Origin of the sequence: Caballeronia glebae (assembly GCF_001545035.1) — a bacterium.
Lineage (GTDB): Bacteria > Pseudomonadota > Gammaproteobacteria > Burkholderiales > Burkholderiaceae > Caballeronia > Caballeronia glebae.
The window spans coordinates 1-18,350 of sequence record NZ_FCOJ02000075.1; the positions used below are offsets into that span (position 1 = coordinate 1).

The following is an 18,350-nucleotide window of genomic DNA, read 5'->3' on the forward strand; positions in this document are numbered from 1 at the left end:
TGGAGCGCGCACATCATCGAGCAACGTATCGACAACAAGATCATCCGGCCGAGCGCGAATTACACGGGACCGGAGAACCTCGAATTCGTCCCGCTCGCGAAGCGCGCGTAAAGGGCGCGTGAAGGGCGCGTAAAGGGCGCGTGAAGCGCAGCGAATACGCGAGAGACGTGAAGGTTCAGGCCCGCCGTCACACATGGCGGCGGGCCTTCTTTGAAAACGGCGCCTAAAATAGCCCGTATTTCCAGTTGAAGGGGTCTTCCCCACAATACCTTTGAGCATGGCGCGCGAAAGACCATGCCATGACCGAGACACGGCGATGAACACTGCAAACCGCAAACCCCTGCCCGGCTCCTCACTCGATTACTTCGACGCGCGCGCAGCCGTCGAAGCTATCGCGCCGGGCGCCTATGACAAGCTGCCCTACACCTCGCGCGTGCTCGCGGAGAATCTCGTGCGCCGCTGCGATCCGGCGATCCTCGAACAATCGCTGACGCAGCTCGTCGAGAGAAAGCGCGAGCGCGATTTCCCGTGGTTCCCCGCACGCGTCGTCTGCCACGACATTCTCGGGCAGACGGCGCTCGTCGATCTCGCGGGCCTGCGCGACGCGATCGCGGACCAGGGCGGCGATCCCGCGAAGGTGAATCCCGTGGTGCCGGTGCAGCTCATCGTCGATCATTCGCTCGCGGTGGAATGCGGCGGCTTCGATCCCGACGCGTTCGCAAAGAATCGCGCGATCGAGGACCGGCGCAATGAGGATCGCTTCGACTTCATCAACTGGACCAAGAAGGCGTTCAAGAACGTCGAGGTGATTCCGCCGGGCAACGGGATCATGCATCAGATCAATCTGGAACGCATGTCGCCGGTGATTCACGCAATCGATGGCATTGCGTATCCGGACACGCTCGTCGGCACCGACAGCCACACGCCGCACGTCGATGCGCTCGGCGTGATCGCGATTGGCGTGGGCGGCCTCGAAGCGGAGAACGTGATGCTCGGCCGCGCCTCTTGGATGCGCCTGCCGGATATCGTCGGCGTCGAGTTGAGCGGCAAGCGTCAGCCGGGCATCACGGCGACCGATATCGTGCTCGCGCTCACCGAATTTTTGCGCAAGGAGAAAGTGGTCGGCGCGTATCTGGAGTTCTACGGCGAAGGCGCAGCGAGCCTCACGCTCGGCGACCGCGCGACGATCTCGAACATGGCGCCCGAATACGGCGCGACCGCAGCGATGTTCTATATCGACGAGCAGACGATCGAATATCTGCGTCTCACGGGCCGCGAAGACGAGCAAGTGCGCCTCGTCGAGCATTACGCGAAAACCGCCGGCCTGTGGGCCGATTCGCTCGGGCGCGCCGAATACGAACGCGTGTTGCGCTTCGATCTGTCGGCGGTCGTGCGCAACATGGCCGGGCCTTCGAATCCGCACAAGCGCCTGCCGGTTTCCGAACTGGCGTCGCGCGGCATCGCGGGTAAATGGGAAGACACGCCCGGGCAGATGCCGGACGGCGCGGTGATCATCGCCGCCATCACGAGTTGCACCAACACCAGTAATCCGCGCAACGTGATCGCGGCGGCGCTCATCGCGCGAAATGCGAATGCGCAAGGTCTCACGCGCAAACCGTGGGTGAAGTCGTCGCTCGCGCCGGGATCGAAAGCGGTCGAACTGTACTTGCAGGAAGCCGGTTTGCTGCCGGATCTGGAGCAGCTCGGCTTCGGCATCGTCGCGTTCGCCTGCACGACGTGCAACGGCATGTCCGGCGCGCTCGATCCCGCGATCCAGCAGGAAATCATCGATCGCGACTTGTACGCGACCGCCGTGCTCTCGGGAAACCGCAACTTCGACGGCCGCATTCATCCGTATGCGAAGCAGGCGTTTCTCGCGTCGCCGCCGCTCGTCGTCGCGTATGCGATCGCGGGCACGATCCGCTTCGACATCGAACGCGATGCGCTCGGCGTCGGCAAGAACGGTCAGCCCGTGTATCTGAAAGACATCTGGCCGAGCGACGAGGAGATCGACGCCATTGTGAAGCAAAGCGTGAAGCCGGAACAGTTCCGCCGCGTCTACGAGCCGATGTTCGCGCTGACCCCGCAGAGCGGCGAAGCTATCAGTCCGCTCTACGACTGGCGCGCGCCGAGCACCTACATTCGCCGCCCACCGTACTGGGAAGGCGCGCTCGCGGGTGAACGCACGCTCACGGGCATGCGTCCGCTCGCGGTGCTCGGCGACAACATCACGACGGATCATCTCTCGCCGTCCAATGCGATTCTCGCGAACAGCGCGGCAGGCGAATACCTCGCGAAAATGGGCTTGCCCGAAGAGGATTTCAATTCCTACGCAACGCATCGCGGCGACCACCTGACGGCGCAGCGCGCGACCTTCGCGAATCCGACGCTCATCAACGAAATGGCTATCGTCGATGGTCAGGTTAAGAAAGGCTCGCTCGCGCGCATCGAACCGGAAGGCCGCGTCACGCGCATGTGGGAAGCGATCGAAACCTACATGGCGCGCAAGCAGCCGCTCATCATCGTCGCGGGCGCGGATTACGGGCAAGGCTCGTCGCGCGACTGGGCCGCGAAAGGCGTGCGGCTCGCGGGCGTCGAAGCGATCGTCGCGGAAGGCTTCGAGCGCATTCATCGCACGAACTTGATCGGCATGGGCGTGCTGCCGCTCGAATTCAAGCCGGGCGCGAATCGGCAGACGTTCGGCATCGACGGCACCGAGACTTATGACGTGATCGGCGAGCGCAGGCCGCGCGCGGATCTCACGCTCGTCATCCATCGCGCGAACGGCGAGCGTGTCGAAGTGAGCGTGACGTGCCGGCTCGACACGGCCGAGGAAGTATCGATCTACGAAGCCGGTGGCGTGTTGCAACGCTTCGCTCAGGACTTCCTGGAGTCGTCGAAAGAAGCGGCTTGACATTCACTTAGGAAACCGAATCACATGGCACACGCAGCTCAGATCAAGATCGCCGCGACCTACATGCGCGGCGGCACCAGCAAGGGCGTTTTCTTCCGCCTGAACGATTTGCCCGAAGCGGCGCGCGTGCCCGGACCCGCGCGCGATGCGCTCCTCTTGCGCGTCATCGGCAGCCCGGACCCGTATGGCAAGCAGATCGACGGCATGGGCGGCGCGACGTCGAGCACGAGCAAGACGGTCATCGTCTCGAAGAGCGCGCGGCCCGGTCATGACGTCGACTATCTCTTCGGCCAGATTGCCATCGACAAGCCATTCGTCGACTGGAGCGGCAATTGCGGCAATCTGTCGGCGGCGGTCGGTCCGTTCGCGATTACAAGCGGCCTCGTCGATCCGGAACGCGTGCCGGACAACGGCATCGCGATCGTGCGCATCTGGCAGGCGAACATCGGCAAGACGATCATCGCGCACGTGCCGATGACGAACGGCGCGGTGCAGGAAACAGGCGACTTCGAACTGGACGGCGTGACGTTCCCGGCCGCCGAAGTGCAGCTCGAATTTCTCGATCCCGCAGCGGAGGAAGAAGGCGCACAAGGCGCGATGTTCCCGACCGGCAATCTGGTCGACGATCTCAACGTGCCGGGTGTCGGCACCTTCAGGGCGACGATGATCAACGCGGGCATTCCCACGATCTTCGTGAACGCGGACGCCATCGGCTACACCGGCACCGAGCTTCAGGACGCGATCAACGGCGACGATGCGGCTTTGAAACGCTTCGAAACCATCCGCGCCTATGGCGCGCTGCGCATGGGGCTGATCAAGAGCCTCGATGAAATCGCCAAGCGTCAGCACACGCCGAAGATCGCGTTCGTCGCGCCGCGGGCGGAGTACGTCGCGTCGAGCGGCAAGCGCATCGGCGCCGATGATGTCGATGTGCTCGTGCGCGCGATGTCGATGGGCAAGCTGCATCACGCGATGATGGGCACGGCGGCTGTCGCCATCGGCACGGCGGCGGCCATTCCGGGCACGCTCGTCAATCTCGCGGCGGGCGGCGGCGAGCGCCAGTCGGTGCGCTTCGGGCATCCTTCGGGCACGTTGCGCGTCGGCGCTGAAGCGGTAGAATCGAACGGCGAATGGCAGGTGAAGAAAGCCATCATGAGCCGTAGCGCGCGCGTGTTGATGGAAGGCCGCGTGTCGGTTCCCGTCGTGTCGCTGGATTGAGTGTCGGGCGCTCGCCGACATCGCGCGAACGAACTGTCGTGCGCGCGCCGTCGTGCAATCGGTGTGTGCGCTGGAATTTCGTTCGGAGTACGCCGTTATGCGCCGATAAATTCGAGCGAAGCCGTTGGGCGGCGCGTTTCGCATCGGTTGGCACGCCCTGTGCAGAAGATCGAGTGGCGACTTGCTCGTCGCCATTCATCTACTTTTGCCAGGAGACCTGCCATGACCACTCTGACCATCACCGATCTGCCCTGCGTCGAAAAAATTCATCGCGATGCGATGTCCGCCATTCGCGGCGGCATTCTGTATGTGACCAATCCGGATAGCAAGAACACGCTTCCCGAAATGCCGCCGCTGCCAGCATCGTGGCCCGGCGCGGCGATTCTGACGGCTCTTCACCTTCCGCCGCCCTTGCCTGTATCGACGATACATCCGGGATTGGACCCGCGTTTGCAGTGAACGCGGAGCGCGTACAACCGACCGGTGCCGCCTCTTGAGGCCGTGGGCATAAATCTAAGAGGCGGCATCGGCGGGACGCAGAGCCACTTCGCTTAACGCGTTGTGCGTCACGTTTTCGCTGACCGTTCCGGCTCGATCGATGATCGGCGCAAAGCTATGCGCTCTTCGTGGTCGCGTTCAATCTTATCGGCATTCGCGCGACCGCCTTCATCAAAACTTCTTCGCTGGCATTGATCGTCGCGGACGTCCTCATATTGTGCGTGATGCGTGATTCGAATTCGCATGCCGGCGTGTTGTTATGGACGCGTCTGGACTGTCTCGAAGAACTACGGAAGCCGCAGCGAACGATCAAGCTTCTCTATGTGCTCGGCGCGATGGGCACGATCAACAGCGCGGCCGAAAGCGCCGCCTCGTCCGTCTTTTCTCTTCGAGCAGCGCGCAGGCCGAGAACAACGGTCCATTACAAACGACCTTCAGGCTCGCGCGCGGGCATGCCGCATGCGCTAGTGGAAAAAACGCGACCACGCCGCCCGTTCTTTCGAACTTCCATGAAGAGAAAGCCATGTCCACTTCGTCTACCGCATCGAGACATCCATCGAAATTCGCGCCGGCGATATTCGAATTGCTCGATCCCATTCCTTATGGACTCTTCGTCGGTACGCTGATCTTCGACATTACCTATGCCATCACGCGCAACGTGTTCTGGGGCAAAGGCGCGGCGTGGCTTGTGACAGCCGGTCTTATCATCGCCATCGTTCCGCGGCTGCTCAATCTGGGTCACGTCTGGCTTCAGAAGCGACGCGCGGTTTCGCGAATCGAACGGATCGACTTCTGGTTCAACCTTATCGGAATCGTCGCGGCGATCGTCAATGCTTTCGTGCATAGCCGCGATGCCTATGCGATGGTTCCGGAAAACGTGATTCTCTCGGTTATCACCGTGGTCTTTCTGAGCATCGGCCATATCGCGATAGCTATGCACAGACTCTCGCTCGCGGAGGCGGCTCATGAATAAGCACACAGTGATGAGCGCTCTGGCGATAACATTCGCAGCGTCGATGAGCGGATGCAATGAACACGCGCAATACGACGCGCAACATCAGGCGGGCGGCCAGCCTCCTTTGCCGGATGCGCGCAATTTCTTCGCGCCGCCAATGCAGGTTCCCAAGTACACAGGATGGCGCGACGGCGCAACGCCCAAGGTCGCCGAGGGACTGAAGATTGAAAAGATCGCGTCCGGTCTCGTGCATCCGCGTCAGGTCTACGCGCTGCCCAACGGCGACGTTCTGGTAGCAGAATCGAATAGCCCCAACGAGGAAGCAGTGACCACGCCGAAGCAACTCATCGCCGGGCTGATCGAGGGGAAATCGGGGAAGAAGGAGAAAGGCGCGAATCGCATCACGTTGTTGAGGAAGACCGCCAGCGGCGAATGGGAGCGGCATGTCTTCATCGATCATCTGCATTCGCCGTTCGGCATGCAACTTATCGGCAGCACGCTCTATGTCGCGGATACCGACGCGATCCTCAAGTTTCCCTACAAGACGGGCGCAACGAGCATAACCGAGCGCGGCGTCGAGCTTGCCGATCTGCCGGACACGATCAACCATCACTGGACGAAAGCCTTGCTGGCGAGTCCCGATGGCAAGAAGCTTTATGTCGGCGTCGGCTCGAACAGCAATGTCGGCGAGAATGGACTGGATGTCGAATACAGGCGCGCGGATGTTCTCGAAGTCGACACGGCGACAGGCGCGAGCCGTATCTATGCGGCGGGCATTCGCAATCCGACCGGACTGCAATGGGAGCCGAAATCCGGGCAACTCTGGGCCATTGCGAACGAGCGGGACGAAATCGGCGCGGACCTCGTTCCGGACTATCTGACCTCCGTAAAGGAGCATGCCTTCTATGGCTGGCCGTATAGCTATTACGGACAGCACGTCGATCCGCGCGCGCAACCGCAGCGTCCCGATCTCGTCGCCCGCGCGATCCCGCCGGACTTTGCTATCGGTTCGCACGTCGCGCCGCTCGGGCTGACGTTCTATACCGGCGACAATCTGCCAGCGCAATATCGGGGCGGGGCTTTCATCGGCGAGCATGGGAGTTGGGATCGTTCGCCGCTGGCCGGTTATGCCGTGTCGTACATTGCTTTCGAAAATGGCAAGCCGGTCGGCGCGCCGAAAGATGTCGTGACCGGCTTCACATCCGCCGATCAAAAGGAGTTATACGGCGCGCCGGTGGGCGTGGCGCAGGATCGAAGCGGCGGTCTGCTGATCGCCGACGACGTCGGCAATGCCGTGTGGCGGGTCACAGGAAGTGGCGGATAAGACGCCAGGAATGTGCACGTTCCGGATCGAATAACCCGGACTTTTCAATGAAACGAAACGCTGGCGGTTCATGCCGACCCGTGCGCGTGCATCGACTATAGTGGGAGATCAAACCATGGAGGCACCATGATCTTCTCAAGGCGTCACGCACTGGCCAGCGGAGTCCTGACTGCAGCCCTGCTTTCCATCCCGGTAGCCCACGCTCAGCTTGGCAACCTTCTCAATCAAGGTAAAGACAGCAGCAGCGGCGGGCTCAGAAACCTAAGCGGTTTGACGAGTGGGTTATCGCTGGATTCGCTATCGTCAGGCAGCACGAGCAACGTCGCAGGCGTACTCGAATACTGCGTCAAGAACAACTATCTCGGAGGCAGCGCAACATCCGTCAAAGACGGGCTGATGAGTAAGCTCGGCGGCTCCGCCACCAGCGATTCAGGTTATACGAACGGTGCCAAAGGCATTCTCGATAGCGGCAACGGCAAACAGGTCGACCTGAGCGGTAGCGGCCTGAAGGAACAAGTCACCAAGCAGGTTTGCGACAAGATTCTCGCTCAGGGTAAGTCTCTTTTATAGAGAATCGAGCACGCGTGCTTTGTCGATATCGCCGCCAGACGATCGGCCCCATTTCAAAACGGACAAGGCCGAGTTCTTCTCGCCTGCGCTTCCCGTCAAACGTCGTCGCCGAACAGCGCTGCTTGCACGGCGGCTTTTGCCGACTTCGTCGCGCGCGCGTCCGCGAGAAATTCATCGCGATTCTTTCCGGCGATCCATTGCGGCGCGCGGCCGCGTCCGCTCCAGGTCGATCCGCCGACCGGATCGCGATACTTCGCTTCCTTGACCGGCTCCTGCGCTTTCGGCTTGCTGCCGAACAGCTCCTCCAGTTTGATGTTGTATTCGCGCATCTTCTGCACGATTTCGATAAGCACCTGGCGCGTCTCGCGTTCCTTCGCTTCGACCAGTTGCTTGTTCAGCGCGTCCTGCTTCGCCAGGAGTTGTGTGATTTCGGGTGTTGTGTAAGCCATTTCTTGATTCAATGTATGTGTATCGACAGCTCGCTGATCTTGCTCGTGCGCCGGTTCAGACCGCGATGTCCCGAACCCGCCGCGAAGCCGCGCGCATTCGGCGGCCCTTCTGTTTTTCCAGCCATTGCAGCGATTCCTGTATGACCTCGGATGGCACCTCGCTGAACGAAGCGCTGCGAATCAGGGTCTCGCTTGCGGCAATGTCGTTGAACTGCCCCAGCTTGTTCTGCACGGATGTCAACATCTTGATGGTGCGACCGTGCCCGCCTTTGATAACGGGTCGAAAAAATTCGAGCAGATACCTCAACTTCTTTCCAGCTTTCCGAACTTCGTGAAGATCTTCTTCACAGGTAATTTCATTCTGCGCGACACGCTTGCTGCGTTTCTGAAGCGCGCGCTGCGCACGCCGAACGCGCCCTTGCGCGAATGCCTGAATCGGCAGGTCGTCGCAACTCGACTGGAGCGCTGTTTGGGCGCGATGCAAAGCTTCCTTCAGGAATGCTTCGACATCGTCGCTTTTGATCAGCGTCCGGCTATGCACGACTGCTTGTGCGCGTTTTTCACGCGCGGCCGCCACGAGCATGTCCACCGATGCGCCCGAATCCCGGGCCGCTTTCAAGAGATCGCCCGCGATGTCCCAGTCACGCGTTCCGCCCGCCACCGCAGCAAGACGCTTGAATTCGCCGGTGGCTTGCGCGGTCGCTTCTTTTCCGAGGTAGGGAGCATACGCCCAATACAACGCTCGAAGCTTTCTGAAGGCGACGCGAAGCTGATGAAATCCCTCTGCATCGCTCGCCGTGGATAGCTCTCTCGCCCTTTGCACTGCCTCCGCTACCACCGGGGTCGCCAGTGACGAGAAAGTACTGGCTATTGAGTTCGTTTCCGAGAGTGAAGAACCGGCGGGACGCCGGTCGACTTTGAAGAAAGTGGTTGGCCGTGGCAAAGGCCAGTCACCATCCATATCCATTTCAATGCCTCGGGTTGAACAAAAAATTGTTTGGCTCAGACATTACCACAATGAAGTGCGCGCATCGCATATTTGTGACTCTTTGATGAAACCCCTTTTGACTGTGGCGCATATGCCGCCCTCGCGTTGCGAACTCGCCGAATCAATCTCGTTCTGTATTAGGATACTCAGCGACTCAAGCACTGCCCGATACGATGGCGCATGAAGCGCCTCGAACATACCCAGAAAAAAGGGAGTTCGGTTTGAAGAAACGCGCCACCGTGATCTGCCGCCGAGGCAAGCGAATCCTGCTGGTCGCTCGCAGTCAGTCGAAGTGGGCTTTGCCGGGCGGAATACTCAAACGCGGAGAACATCTTTCGGATGCCGCGCTGCGCGAACTCAGAGAAGAGACGCGGTTATCGGGAAAGTCGGCCAAATATCTCTTCGAATTTCGCGGCAAGCAGAAGCACCATCACGTGTTTTCCTGCGAAGTCCCGAATCGTGCAAAAGCTCGCCCGAGTAACGAAATATCCAAATGCCGCTGGGTTCACCTCGACGACATCGCGCGCCTCATGACCAGCGCGCCGACCAGCGATATCGTCAAACTTATGAGTGGGCGGCGCAGAAAGTAATCGTCAAGATCGGAAATACGCCTATTGATCTCATCTGCGATATGAAGATATCGCGATTGATAAGCCCGATCGGACGCAGATCGTCGATGACGGCCAGGCTTCCCGTTTCGCGGCGCGTGGAGAATAGATCCATCATCAGGAAGTTGGAGCCCTCGGCGTCTCGTTGCTATTCAGGATGGGTCAGCACGATCTTGCCGAGATGTCCTTTGTTCAAGAATTCTTCTTGCGCGAGGCGAATGTCGTTCAAGGGAAAAGTCTTCGCGATAAGCGGCCTGATTTCGCCCTTCTCGATATACGAGATCAGATTCGGAAACACCGCTTCATCCTGAAACGTGCAGCCCATCAGCGTCAAGTCCTTGAGATAAAGCGTGCGCAGATCGATTCTGGATATCGGTCCCGCAATCGCGCCTGCGATCGCGCAGCGTCCGCCGAGGCGAAGCACCTTGAGCAGTTCGGGCCATTGCTCGCCGCCGACGACATCGATCACGACATCGACCGATTGTTCGCCGAGCGCCGACGCCAGATCTTCCTTTCGATCGACGATCCGGTCCGCGCCGAGCGCACGAAGCGCCGATGCCTTGCTCGCGGAGGTTTGCGCGATAACCGTCGCGCCCCGGCGCTTTGCGAGTTGAACAGCGGCGGACCCGACGCCGCCCGATGCGCCAGTGATCAGGACGACTTCCGCTCCGAGTTTCACACGATGCAGCATGTTCTCGGCTGTCGAATACGAACACGGTATGGAGGCGAGTTCGGCGTCGGACCAATCGGAATCGACCTTCAACGTTTCTCTCGAAGGCGCGACCGTGAACTGCGCGAAGCCGCCGTCGCATTCGCTTCCGAAGGTCCAGCATTCGAACGGACGATAGTCGACGTAGGTCCGCAGTATGCTGCTGACCAACACGCGCTCGCCGATGCGCCCCGCCGATACGCCATCGCCCACGGCGACGACATAGCCGCAGCAATCGGCGCCCTGAATGCGCGGAAATTTCAGCGATGCGCCCGACCACGAAGCGTCGGAGCTATCGACCTTGTCGAAGCCCGCCGCGCCGCCCGAGCCCGTATCACTGTCGATCGATTTGGAGTACCAACCGATACGCGTGTTGATGTCCGTATTGTTCACCGCCGACGCGCGCACCTGAATGAGCACTTCGCCTGCTTTCGGTCGCGGCGTCGGAACATCGGTGCGATATTCGAGGTTGTCGAAGCCGCCCAGTCCGGTGAGCAGAACGGCGTGCATCGTGTCGGGAAGTGAACGTGGCATCGTCTGACCTCGTTTGCAAGTCGATACGTTCGAAGTATTCGACCTGCAAACGACGTCGTCAATGCGCTATTTTTTCATCGACGCATGATTTCTATTTATGCGCGCCGTTCGTGATAGATCGCGAGCCAGACGGTTGGCTCGTCGACGTGCGTCCATGCAACGCGATGCCGGCAATGCGGCTCGATCAGCACGTAGTCGCCGGGACGCATCTCGTGCAGCGTCGAATCCTCTTCGAACTCCAGCGCGGCCGCGCCCGATAGCAGCACGACCCATTCGGCGCGCGAGTCGTCGTACCAGAAGCCTTCGGGACTCGCCTGTCCCATCGACACGATTCGCTCCACGTTCAGGCGTTGGCCCGTGACGAGCATGTCGATCCGCTCTTCATTACCGCGCTTCGCTTCGAAGCTGAAAAGATTACCCGTCTGGATTTGCATGGCTCGACCTCGGTGAACATTAAAGTGCGTAGCCGGCATCGTGGCGCTAGGCGGCATCGCTTCCGGCCAGCTCGCCGAACTGTAGCGCCGCAAGCTGGGCGTAGAGCGGCGAGCTTCGCAGCAAATCGGCGTGACGGCCCTGCGCGACGATTCGGCCCTGCTCCATGACGACGATGCGGTCCGCTTGCTGCACGGTCGCCAGCCGGTGCGCGATGACGAGCGTCGTGCGGTTCTGCGCGGCGTTGTCGAGCGCTGTTTGCACGAGCCGCTCGCTCGCGGCGTCGAGCGCGCTGGTGGCTTCGTCGAGCAAAAGGACCGGCGGATTGCGCAGGATCGCACGCGCGATCGCGAGGCGTTGACGCTGCCCGCCCGACAGCCTCACGCCGCGTTCGCCGAGGAACGTGTCGTAGCCCTGCGGAAGCTGCTCGATGAAACCGGCGGCGGCGGCCATGTCGGCGGCGCGGCGCACCTGCGCGAGCGTCGCCTCGGGCATGCCGTAGCGGATGTTGTCGAGCACGCTCCCCGAAAAGATCACCGAGTCCTGCAACACGACGCCGATCGCGTGGCGCAATGTAGCCAGCGACATCTGCCGCGTCGGCACTCCGTTGATCAGAATGCTGCCGGACTGCGGGTCGTAGAAACGCAGCAGCAACTGAAACAGCGTGGTTTTGCCGGCTCCCGACGGACCGACGAGCGCGACGTGTTCACCCGGGCGGACATCGAGCGAGAATGCCGACAACGCCGCGACGCCGGGGCGGGACGGATAAGAGAAGCCGACGTTGTCGAAGCGTATGCCTTCGCCCGTGGCGGGCATCGGCACGGTCTTCTGCGCCTCGGTGACGGGCGAGCGCGCGGCCAGCAGTTGCATGAGCCTGTCGGTTGCGCCGGCGGCCCGTTGCAAGTCGCCCCATACCTCCGCAAGCGTTCCGACGGCGCCCGCCGTGAATACCGCATAAAGGATGAACTGCGACAACTGTCCCGCCGTCATCTGCCTGGCCAACACAGCCTGCGCGCCGAGCCAGAGCACGAATACGATGGCGGCGAACACGAACACGATGACCACGGCCGTCAGGCCAGCGCGGGCGCGGATTCGCGTGAGCGCGGTATCGAAGGCCGCGTCAACCGCCGTGCCGAAGCGCTGCGCCTCGAATGCCTCCTGCGTGTACGACTGCACGGTCGGCATTGCATTGAGCACCTCGCCTGCCAGCGCGCTCGCGTTCGCGACCTTGTCCTGGCTCGCGCGCGAAAGCCGCCGAACGCGCCGTCCGAAGAAGACGATGGGCACAACCACCACGATCAGCACGGCGATGATGTAGCCCGACAGCACCGGGCTCGTCATCACCAGCATCGCGATGCCGCCCGCGGTCAGCAAGGCGTTGCGCAATCCGAGCGACAGGCTCGTGCCCACGACCGTCTGAATCAGCGTGGTGTCGGTCGTGAGACGCGATAGTACTTCGCCCGTTTGCGTGGTCTCGAAGAATTGCGGGCTCATGCCCATGATGTGATCGTAGACCGCACGCCGCAAGTCGGCCGTGACCCGCTCGCCCAGCCACGAGACCCAGTAAAAACGCAGCGCCGTGGCGCCTGCGAGGATGAGCGACACGACGAACAGCGCGATGAAATAGCGATCGATATGCGTCCGGTCGCCGCTGGCGAAACCACGATCGATGAGATATCGGAACGCCATCGGCAATGCCAGCGTCGCGCCAGCCGAGGTCACGAGCGCGAGGAACGCGAGTGCCCAGCGCCCGGCATAAGGCCGCAGAAAAGGAGCGAGAGCGAAGAGCGGGCCGACTCGTGGCGCGGAAGCTGCAGCGGTAGGCATGGAATCGCAACGTCGTGGAGATGTATCGATAGTACCAATCGTTGCGAAGAGCATGCGCGAAAGCTTTGCGCTCCCCGCGCCGTTCGCCGATTCGATTCCACAACGCGCGCCGCCCGCGAACCTCTTTTCTCTCGCGCTCAGGATGCGCCGATCGACTGATCGAGGAAAGCGAGCAGGAGGGGCGCAATCTCGTCGAGCTTATCCTCCAGCGCGAAATGTCCCGTGTCGAGGATATGCATCTGCGCGTCCGGAAGATCGCGCAGATAAGGATGTGCGCCCGCTTCCGGAAAGATCTTGTCGTTCTTGCCCCACACGATAATCGTCGGCGGCTTGTGTTCACGGAAGAACGCCTGAAACTCCGGATACAGCGGAACATTCGTCCCATAGTCGAGGAACAGATCCATCTGGATTTCGCGGTTCCCCGGACGATCGAGCAGCGCCTGATCGTGTATCCAGTTATCGGGGCTGATTCTGGATAGATCGGAAACGCCGTCCGTGTACTGGAATTTGGTCGTTTCGAGTGTCACGAGACCATGCAGCGCTTCGCGATTCTTCAGCGAGTTATCGGCCCAATAAGCCTTGATCGGATTCCAGAACTCACGCAGACCTTCGACGTAAGCATTGCCGTTCTGAACGATCAGCCCCGCGACGCGCGCCGGATTCTTCAGCGCGAGCCGATAGCCGACCGGCGCGCCGTAATCCATCACGTACATCGCAAAGCTATCGATATCGAGCCGCCGCAATAGCTCGTCGATGATGTCGGCGTATCGCCGAAAGCTATATTCGAACGCCTTGTGATCCGGCGCATCGCTTTGACCGAAGCCGGGATAGTCGGGCGCGAGCACGCGATATCTTTGCGCGAGTATCGGAATAAGATTTCGATACATATGCGAGGACGTGGGAAAGCCGTGGAGCAGAAGAACGACGGGCGCATCCGCCGCGCCGGCTTCTCTGTAGAACACATTGAGCCCGTCGATATTCTCGCACTTGTATCGGACGACAGGAATCGAGGCCATGATTTGAATCCCTATGAAAAGGTGATCACGGACGCTGCATTCACAAGACGGTTTCGAAAGTGCGGCCGACGGTTATATTCGCACCGGGCCGCCGCTGCAGCGCGACTGAATGCATGGTGCACCATTCATGTTTTCAACAGAATCGGCGGAATGAAGAATGCGCTGTTCTCGTTGCGAGAAGAATGTCGGAGCCTGTCGGATAGGAATTCGCTTCGATCATTCGTGCTAGCCTGAAAAGACCGATCATCGATCGCAACTTCTTCGCGTCGCGTCGATGCTCGGGCAGCATGGGAGAAATGGCACGTGGAGATTCCCGATTCGACATCGCTGTCGCGGCTGGAGCAAGTCCCGGAGTCCGCCTTCGATCTCATCGTCGTTGGCGCGTCGGCGGGCGGTCATATGGCCACGGCCAATCTTATCGATGGCCTGCCGAAGGATCTGCCGCTCACGGTCGTGCTGATGATGCACTTGCCGACCGACGCGACACTGTGGGTGTTCGAACGTCTCGCGTATCCGGTCGAATGGATCACCGCCGGCTCGCGCATCGGCGGGCGCAGACTGATGGTCGCGCCAGCCCACTCATTCGTGGAATTGCTGCCGGACGGTTGCTTCGCGTTGTCGCCCTGTCCCGGTGGCGCGGTCGAACGGCCGATCGACCGGCTCTTCGAATCGGTTGCGGGCAGCTTCGGTCCGCGCGCGATCGGCGCGATTCTCACGGGCCTGGGCCGCGACGGTTCCGTCGGCGTGAATGCTATGCGCACCGCCGGTTGCCGCCTGATCGTGCAGAGTCCGGCGAGCGCGGAGTATCCGCAAATGCCCGAGGCGGCCATCGCCACGGGCGCGGCGGACATGGTGGTGCCGCTCGACGACATCGGGCAGGTCGTCGGCGAAATCGTGCGCGGAACGCCACGGCCACGCATGCGCTCGGAGTTGCGCGCCATCGGCCGCACGTTCGGCGATGCCGGCGAGATAGCGCATCTGGCGCGCGAGATCGACTGGTGTCTGACGCCGCTCGGCTGTGTCCTCGGCTGGCCCGCCGAGCTGCAACTCACCGTGCGTACCGCTATCGATTCACCGCAGGCGATGTCGATCCTTTGGGGCGCCGATCTGATTCAGATCTACAACGATCGTTGGCGTGTTTTCGTCGGAGCGAAGCATCCGCAGGCCCTCGGCCGGCCCGCGCACGAAACGTGGCCGGAGCTCTGGACAGACGTCCTCGGACCCATTGCCAAAGGCGTGCTGAGTCACGGCGAGGCCGTCGGCGGCGAAGATTTCCCGATCATGATCGACCGGCACGGCTTCGTGGAGGAAGTCTTCGTCACGTTCTCGTATTCCCCCATTCGCGACGCTCGTGGCCGTGTGCTCGGCGTGCAGAACACGGGCTGGGAGACGACCCGCAACGTCGTCGCCGAGCGCCGCACGCGCGCGTTGCATACGCTCGCGAAAGCGCTTGCCGAGGCATCGTCGCGACGCGAAGCTTGCGAACGCGCTGCCGCCGCGCTCGCCACCGCCCCGGCGGATTTGCCCTTCGCCCTGATCTATTTGTTCGACGAAACGGGCCAGCAGGCGAGTCTTGCGGGCGCGGCCGGCCTGGAGGCGGGCTGCGCGGCCGCGCCATACGTCCTCTCGATGAACGTTCAAGACGACGGGAGCTGGCCCGTGTCCGCGGCGCTGGCGGCGTCGAGATCGGGCGTCCAGACGAGCCATGTCGTCGACGACCTCGACAGCCGATTTCCCGGTCTCTTGGCGCCCGCCACGGCGCCCCGGCGCAGCCACGGTCCCACGCGCGCGCTGATCACACCGTTGGGCACATCGACCCGCGTGCGGCCGCTCGGCGTCCTGATCCTCGGTCTCAGTCCGCATCGGCCCGAGGACGAAGCGCACGCGCACTTCATCGACCTCGTCGTTCGACAGGTCAGCGCGGGTATCGGCGACGCTCTGGCCAATGAACTGGAGCGCGAGCGACAGGCGCGCCTCGCCGAGATCGATCGCACGAAGACCGAGTTCTTCGCGAATGTGAGCCACGAGTTCCGCACGCCGCTCACGATGATGCTCGCACCGCTCGACGAGCTGCGCCTCCAGCACGCGTCGCTGCCGCAAGAAGCGGCCGAGAACGTCGTAGTCGCGTCTCGCAACGCACGCCGCCTCTTGCGGCTGGTGAACAGTTTGCTCGATTTCTCGGCCATCGATCTCAAGGGTCGGCCCGCCGTCACACCGATCAATCTCGGACGGCTCACGGCGGACATCGTCAGTGCGTTTTCCAGCGCGATCAAGGCTGCCGGACTCGATTTGCGCGTCTCCATCGACATGGACATGCAGCCCGTGCCGGTCAACGTCGAGATGTGGGAAAAGATCGTTTCCAACCTGATCTCGAACGCGCTCAAGTTCACGTTCGAAGGGCATATCGCCGTTCGTCTGAAGGCCATCAGGCTGCATGCGGAGCTGGAAGTGATCGACACCGGCGTCGGAATCCCGGCGTCCGAGTTGCCTAACGTCTTCACGCGTTTTCATCGCGTGCCAAAATCCCGCGCGCGCACGGTCGAAGGCGCGGGCATCGGGCTCGCGATCGTGAAAGATCTCGTGCAGCGTCTGGGCGGTCAGGTGTCCGTGCGAAGCGAGGAGCAATCCGGCACCACGTTCCAGGTCTGGATTCCCCTGACCTCCCGTCTCGAAACAATTGAGGGCGCGGACGCGGACGGGCGCGAGCCGGCACTCGCCGCGCGGCTGGCCGATGAGGCGGCCCGCTGGCTTCGGCCAGACGAATCGATCGCAGACGATGACCTCGTCGAGTCGACCGCGACCACGGGCCCGAAGCGCGGCCGCGTGCTGGTCGTCGACGACAACGCCGATGTTCGCGACCATCTGCAACGCTTGCTCGGCGCACGCTGGGAAGTGGACGTCGCGCACGACGGCGCGCTCGCGCTTGCTCAAGCGCGTCGGCGGCGGCCCGAGCTGATCCTCGCGGATGTCATGATGCCCGGCACGGACGGCATCGCGCTGTTGCACGCGATACGTGAGGACGAGGCGCTCAAGGACACGCCGGTCATGCTTCTCACGGCTTACGCTGGCGAAGACGCCGCCATCAACGGGCTCAAGGCTGGCGCGGACGACTACGTCGCGAAGCCCTTTTCCGCGCGCGAGTTGATGGCGCGCGTCGAAGGGCAGATCGAGCTGTCTCGCTCGCGGTTTCATACTCGGGAAATCAACGCGTTTTTGACGCGCTTCTCGGACGCGGCGCGCGATCTGAGCGATGCCGACAGCATTACGCGCCTGGCTTGCGGGATGGTCGCCGAGAAGTTGGACGCCGAGCAGGTCGAATGGCTGTCCATCGAGCCCGAAAAGAATTCGCATGTCGAAGATGGCGCGCCGGCAACGTCCGAATTCTTGTCGCTGATTTCGTGCGAGCCGTTCGCTTCCGCGTATGAGCGCGGCCAGTCGCTGGTCGTCAACGACACCCAGGCCGATTCGCGCCTTTCAGCGACGCACAGACAGACTCTCGCACAGACCGGCGTGGGCGCTGCGATCTTTGTCCCGGTGATGGCCGAAGGCCGTTTGCGCGGGCTTCTACATGTGACGCAGCGTTCGTCATGCCGCTGGATGCCGGAGATGGTCGCGCTTGCCGAGGGCGTCGCCGGCCGTTGCTGGGCGGAACTCGAACGCGCACGGTCGGCCGTGGCGCTGCGTCTGGCGCTCGAACACAAATCGGTGCCGCTCACGGAACTCAAGCGTCGTATGCGCGGCATCATGGCCGAGATCATGTCGATCAACGCGCGCACTGCCGAAGGTGCACGCAGCGTCGAGCACTATGCGTCGCTCATGGCCGGCCGGCTGCATGCGCTCGCGCGTATCGAGAATGTGCTGGCCGATGGACTGGATGTCGAAGTCGATCTGCATGCTGTCGTGCGTGCCGAGATCGAAGCGCTCGGTGAAACGAAGGGCGACTTCGATATCGACGGACCGCGTGTTCCTCTTTCACCGACAGCAGCCGTGGCGATGACGACGATCGTCCACGAACTCGTCGTCAATGCGCTGGACTATGGCGCGCTTTCGGTAGACGGAGGAACGATCCGGATTCGCTGGGCGCTCGTCGATCGAACGGACGTGACGTGGCTCAGCTTCGACTGGACCGAACATGATGGCCCCGCGCCCGACGCGTCGCCGAATGTTCGACGACGCGGCTTCGGCACGGAGACGATCGAACGCGGAGTCGCCGACAAGCTCGATGGTAGCGGCCGACTGGAGATCGGGCCGAACGGGGCGCGATGTCACATCGAGTTTCCGCTCAAGGAAACGCGCCAACGGCCATGA

14 protein-coding genes are annotated in these 18,350 nt (G+C 61.9%); 8 read left to right on the forward strand and 6 right to left on the reverse strand.

Features of this window, described 5'->3' with window-relative positions; genetic code table 11:
* The first annotated feature begins 316 nt into the window (after positions 1–316).
* The 6 genes from acnD (at position 317) to AWB82_RS32285 (ending at position 7,479) form a co-directional block, all read left to right on the forward strand.
* Entirely contained in the window at positions 317–2,914 is a 2,598-nt protein-coding gene (acnD, locus tag AWB82_RS32260; protein ID WP_086973362.1) for a Fe/S-dependent 2-methylisocitrate dehydratase AcnD, read from the forward strand.
* 24 nt (positions 2,915–2,938) lie between these two features.
* A complete protein-coding gene (gene prpF / locus AWB82_RS32265; protein ID WP_086973363.1) occupies positions 2,939–4,132 on the forward strand; it encodes a 2-methylaconitate cis-trans isomerase PrpF in 1,194 nt (397 codons plus the stop codon).
* Positions 4,133–4,354: 222 nt separating this feature from the next.
* Entirely contained in the window at positions 4,355–4,591 is a 237-nt protein-coding gene (locus AWB82_RS32270; RefSeq protein ID WP_086973364.1) for a hypothetical protein, read from the forward strand.
* Between the two features lie 562 nt (positions 4,592–5,153).
* The gene (locus AWB82_RS32275) at positions 5,154–5,603 is read left to right on the forward strand and encodes a DUF2231 domain-containing protein (RefSeq protein WP_086973365.1); all 450 of its coding nucleotides are present in this window, start codon (positions 5,154–5,156) and stop codon (positions 5,601–5,603) included.
* On the forward strand, positions 5,596–6,909 hold the full coding sequence (locus tag AWB82_RS32280) for a PQQ-dependent sugar dehydrogenase (protein WP_086973366.1): 1,314 nt from the start codon (positions 5,596–5,598) through the stop codon (positions 6,907–6,909). The genes AWB82_RS32275 and AWB82_RS32280 overlap by 8 nt, the downstream gene beginning before the upstream one ends.
* A gap of 126 nt (positions 6,910–7,035) precedes the next feature.
* Positions 7,036–7,479 (forward strand): DUF2501 domain-containing protein, encoded by a 444-nt coding sequence (locus tag AWB82_RS32285; protein WP_086973367.1) that lies wholly within the window; start codon positions 7,036–7,038, stop codon positions 7,477–7,479.
* A 95-nt stretch (positions 7,480–7,574) separates the two neighbouring features.
* On the opposite strand, the gene AWB82_RS32290 is transcribed toward AWB82_RS32285, so the two are convergent.
* Both AWB82_RS32290 and AWB82_RS32295 read right to left on the reverse strand, forming a co-directional pair.
* Positions 7,575–7,928: an H-NS histone family protein gene (locus AWB82_RS32290; RefSeq protein ID WP_086973368.1), complete on the reverse strand. Its 354-nt coding sequence runs from the start codon at positions 7,926–7,928 to the stop codon at positions 7,575–7,577.
* A gap of 55 nt (positions 7,929–7,983) precedes the next feature.
* Positions 7,984–8,895 (reverse strand): CHAD domain-containing protein, encoded by a 912-nt coding sequence (locus AWB82_RS32295; protein ID WP_086973369.1) that lies wholly within the window; start codon positions 8,893–8,895, stop codon positions 7,984–7,986.
* A 242-nt stretch (positions 8,896–9,137) separates the two neighbouring features.
* Here AWB82_RS32295 and AWB82_RS32300 point away from each other — a divergent pair, with 242 nt between their 5' ends.
* Positions 9,138–9,506: an NUDIX hydrolase gene (locus AWB82_RS32300; protein ID WP_086973370.1), complete on the forward strand. Its 369-nt coding sequence runs from the start codon at positions 9,138–9,140 to the stop codon at positions 9,504–9,506.
* A gap of 166 nt (positions 9,507–9,672) precedes the next feature.
* Here the strand turns inward: AWB82_RS32300 and AWB82_RS32305 are convergent, their stop codons facing one another.
* The 4 genes from AWB82_RS32305 to AWB82_RS32320 form a co-directional block, all read right to left on the reverse strand.
* On the reverse strand, positions 9,673–10,767 hold the full coding sequence (locus tag AWB82_RS32305; protein WP_235023525.1) for an alcohol dehydrogenase family protein: 1,095 nt from the start codon (positions 10,765–10,767) through the stop codon (positions 9,673–9,675).
* A gap of 95 nt (positions 10,768–10,862) precedes the next feature.
* Positions 10,863–11,201 (reverse strand): cupin domain-containing protein, encoded by a 339-nt coding sequence (locus AWB82_RS32310; RefSeq protein WP_086973372.1) that lies wholly within the window; start codon positions 11,199–11,201, stop codon positions 10,863–10,865.
* 46 nt (positions 11,202–11,247) lie between these two features.
* A complete protein-coding gene (locus tag AWB82_RS32315) occupies positions 11,248–13,026 on the reverse strand; it encodes an ABC transporter transmembrane domain-containing protein (protein ID WP_086973373.1) in 1,779 nt (592 codons plus the stop codon).
* Positions 13,027–13,163: 137 nt separating this feature from the next.
* Complete coding sequence (locus AWB82_RS32320) at positions 13,164–14,042, reverse strand: alpha/beta fold hydrolase (RefSeq protein WP_086973374.1); 879 nt, start codon at positions 14,040–14,042, stop codon at positions 13,164–13,166.
* Between the two features lie 303 nt (positions 14,043–14,345).
* On the opposite strand from AWB82_RS32320, the gene AWB82_RS32325 reads away from it, so the two are divergent.
* Complete coding sequence (locus AWB82_RS32325) at positions 14,346–18,350, forward strand: chemotaxis protein CheB (protein ID WP_086973375.1); 4,005 nt, start codon at positions 14,346–14,348, stop codon at positions 18,348–18,350.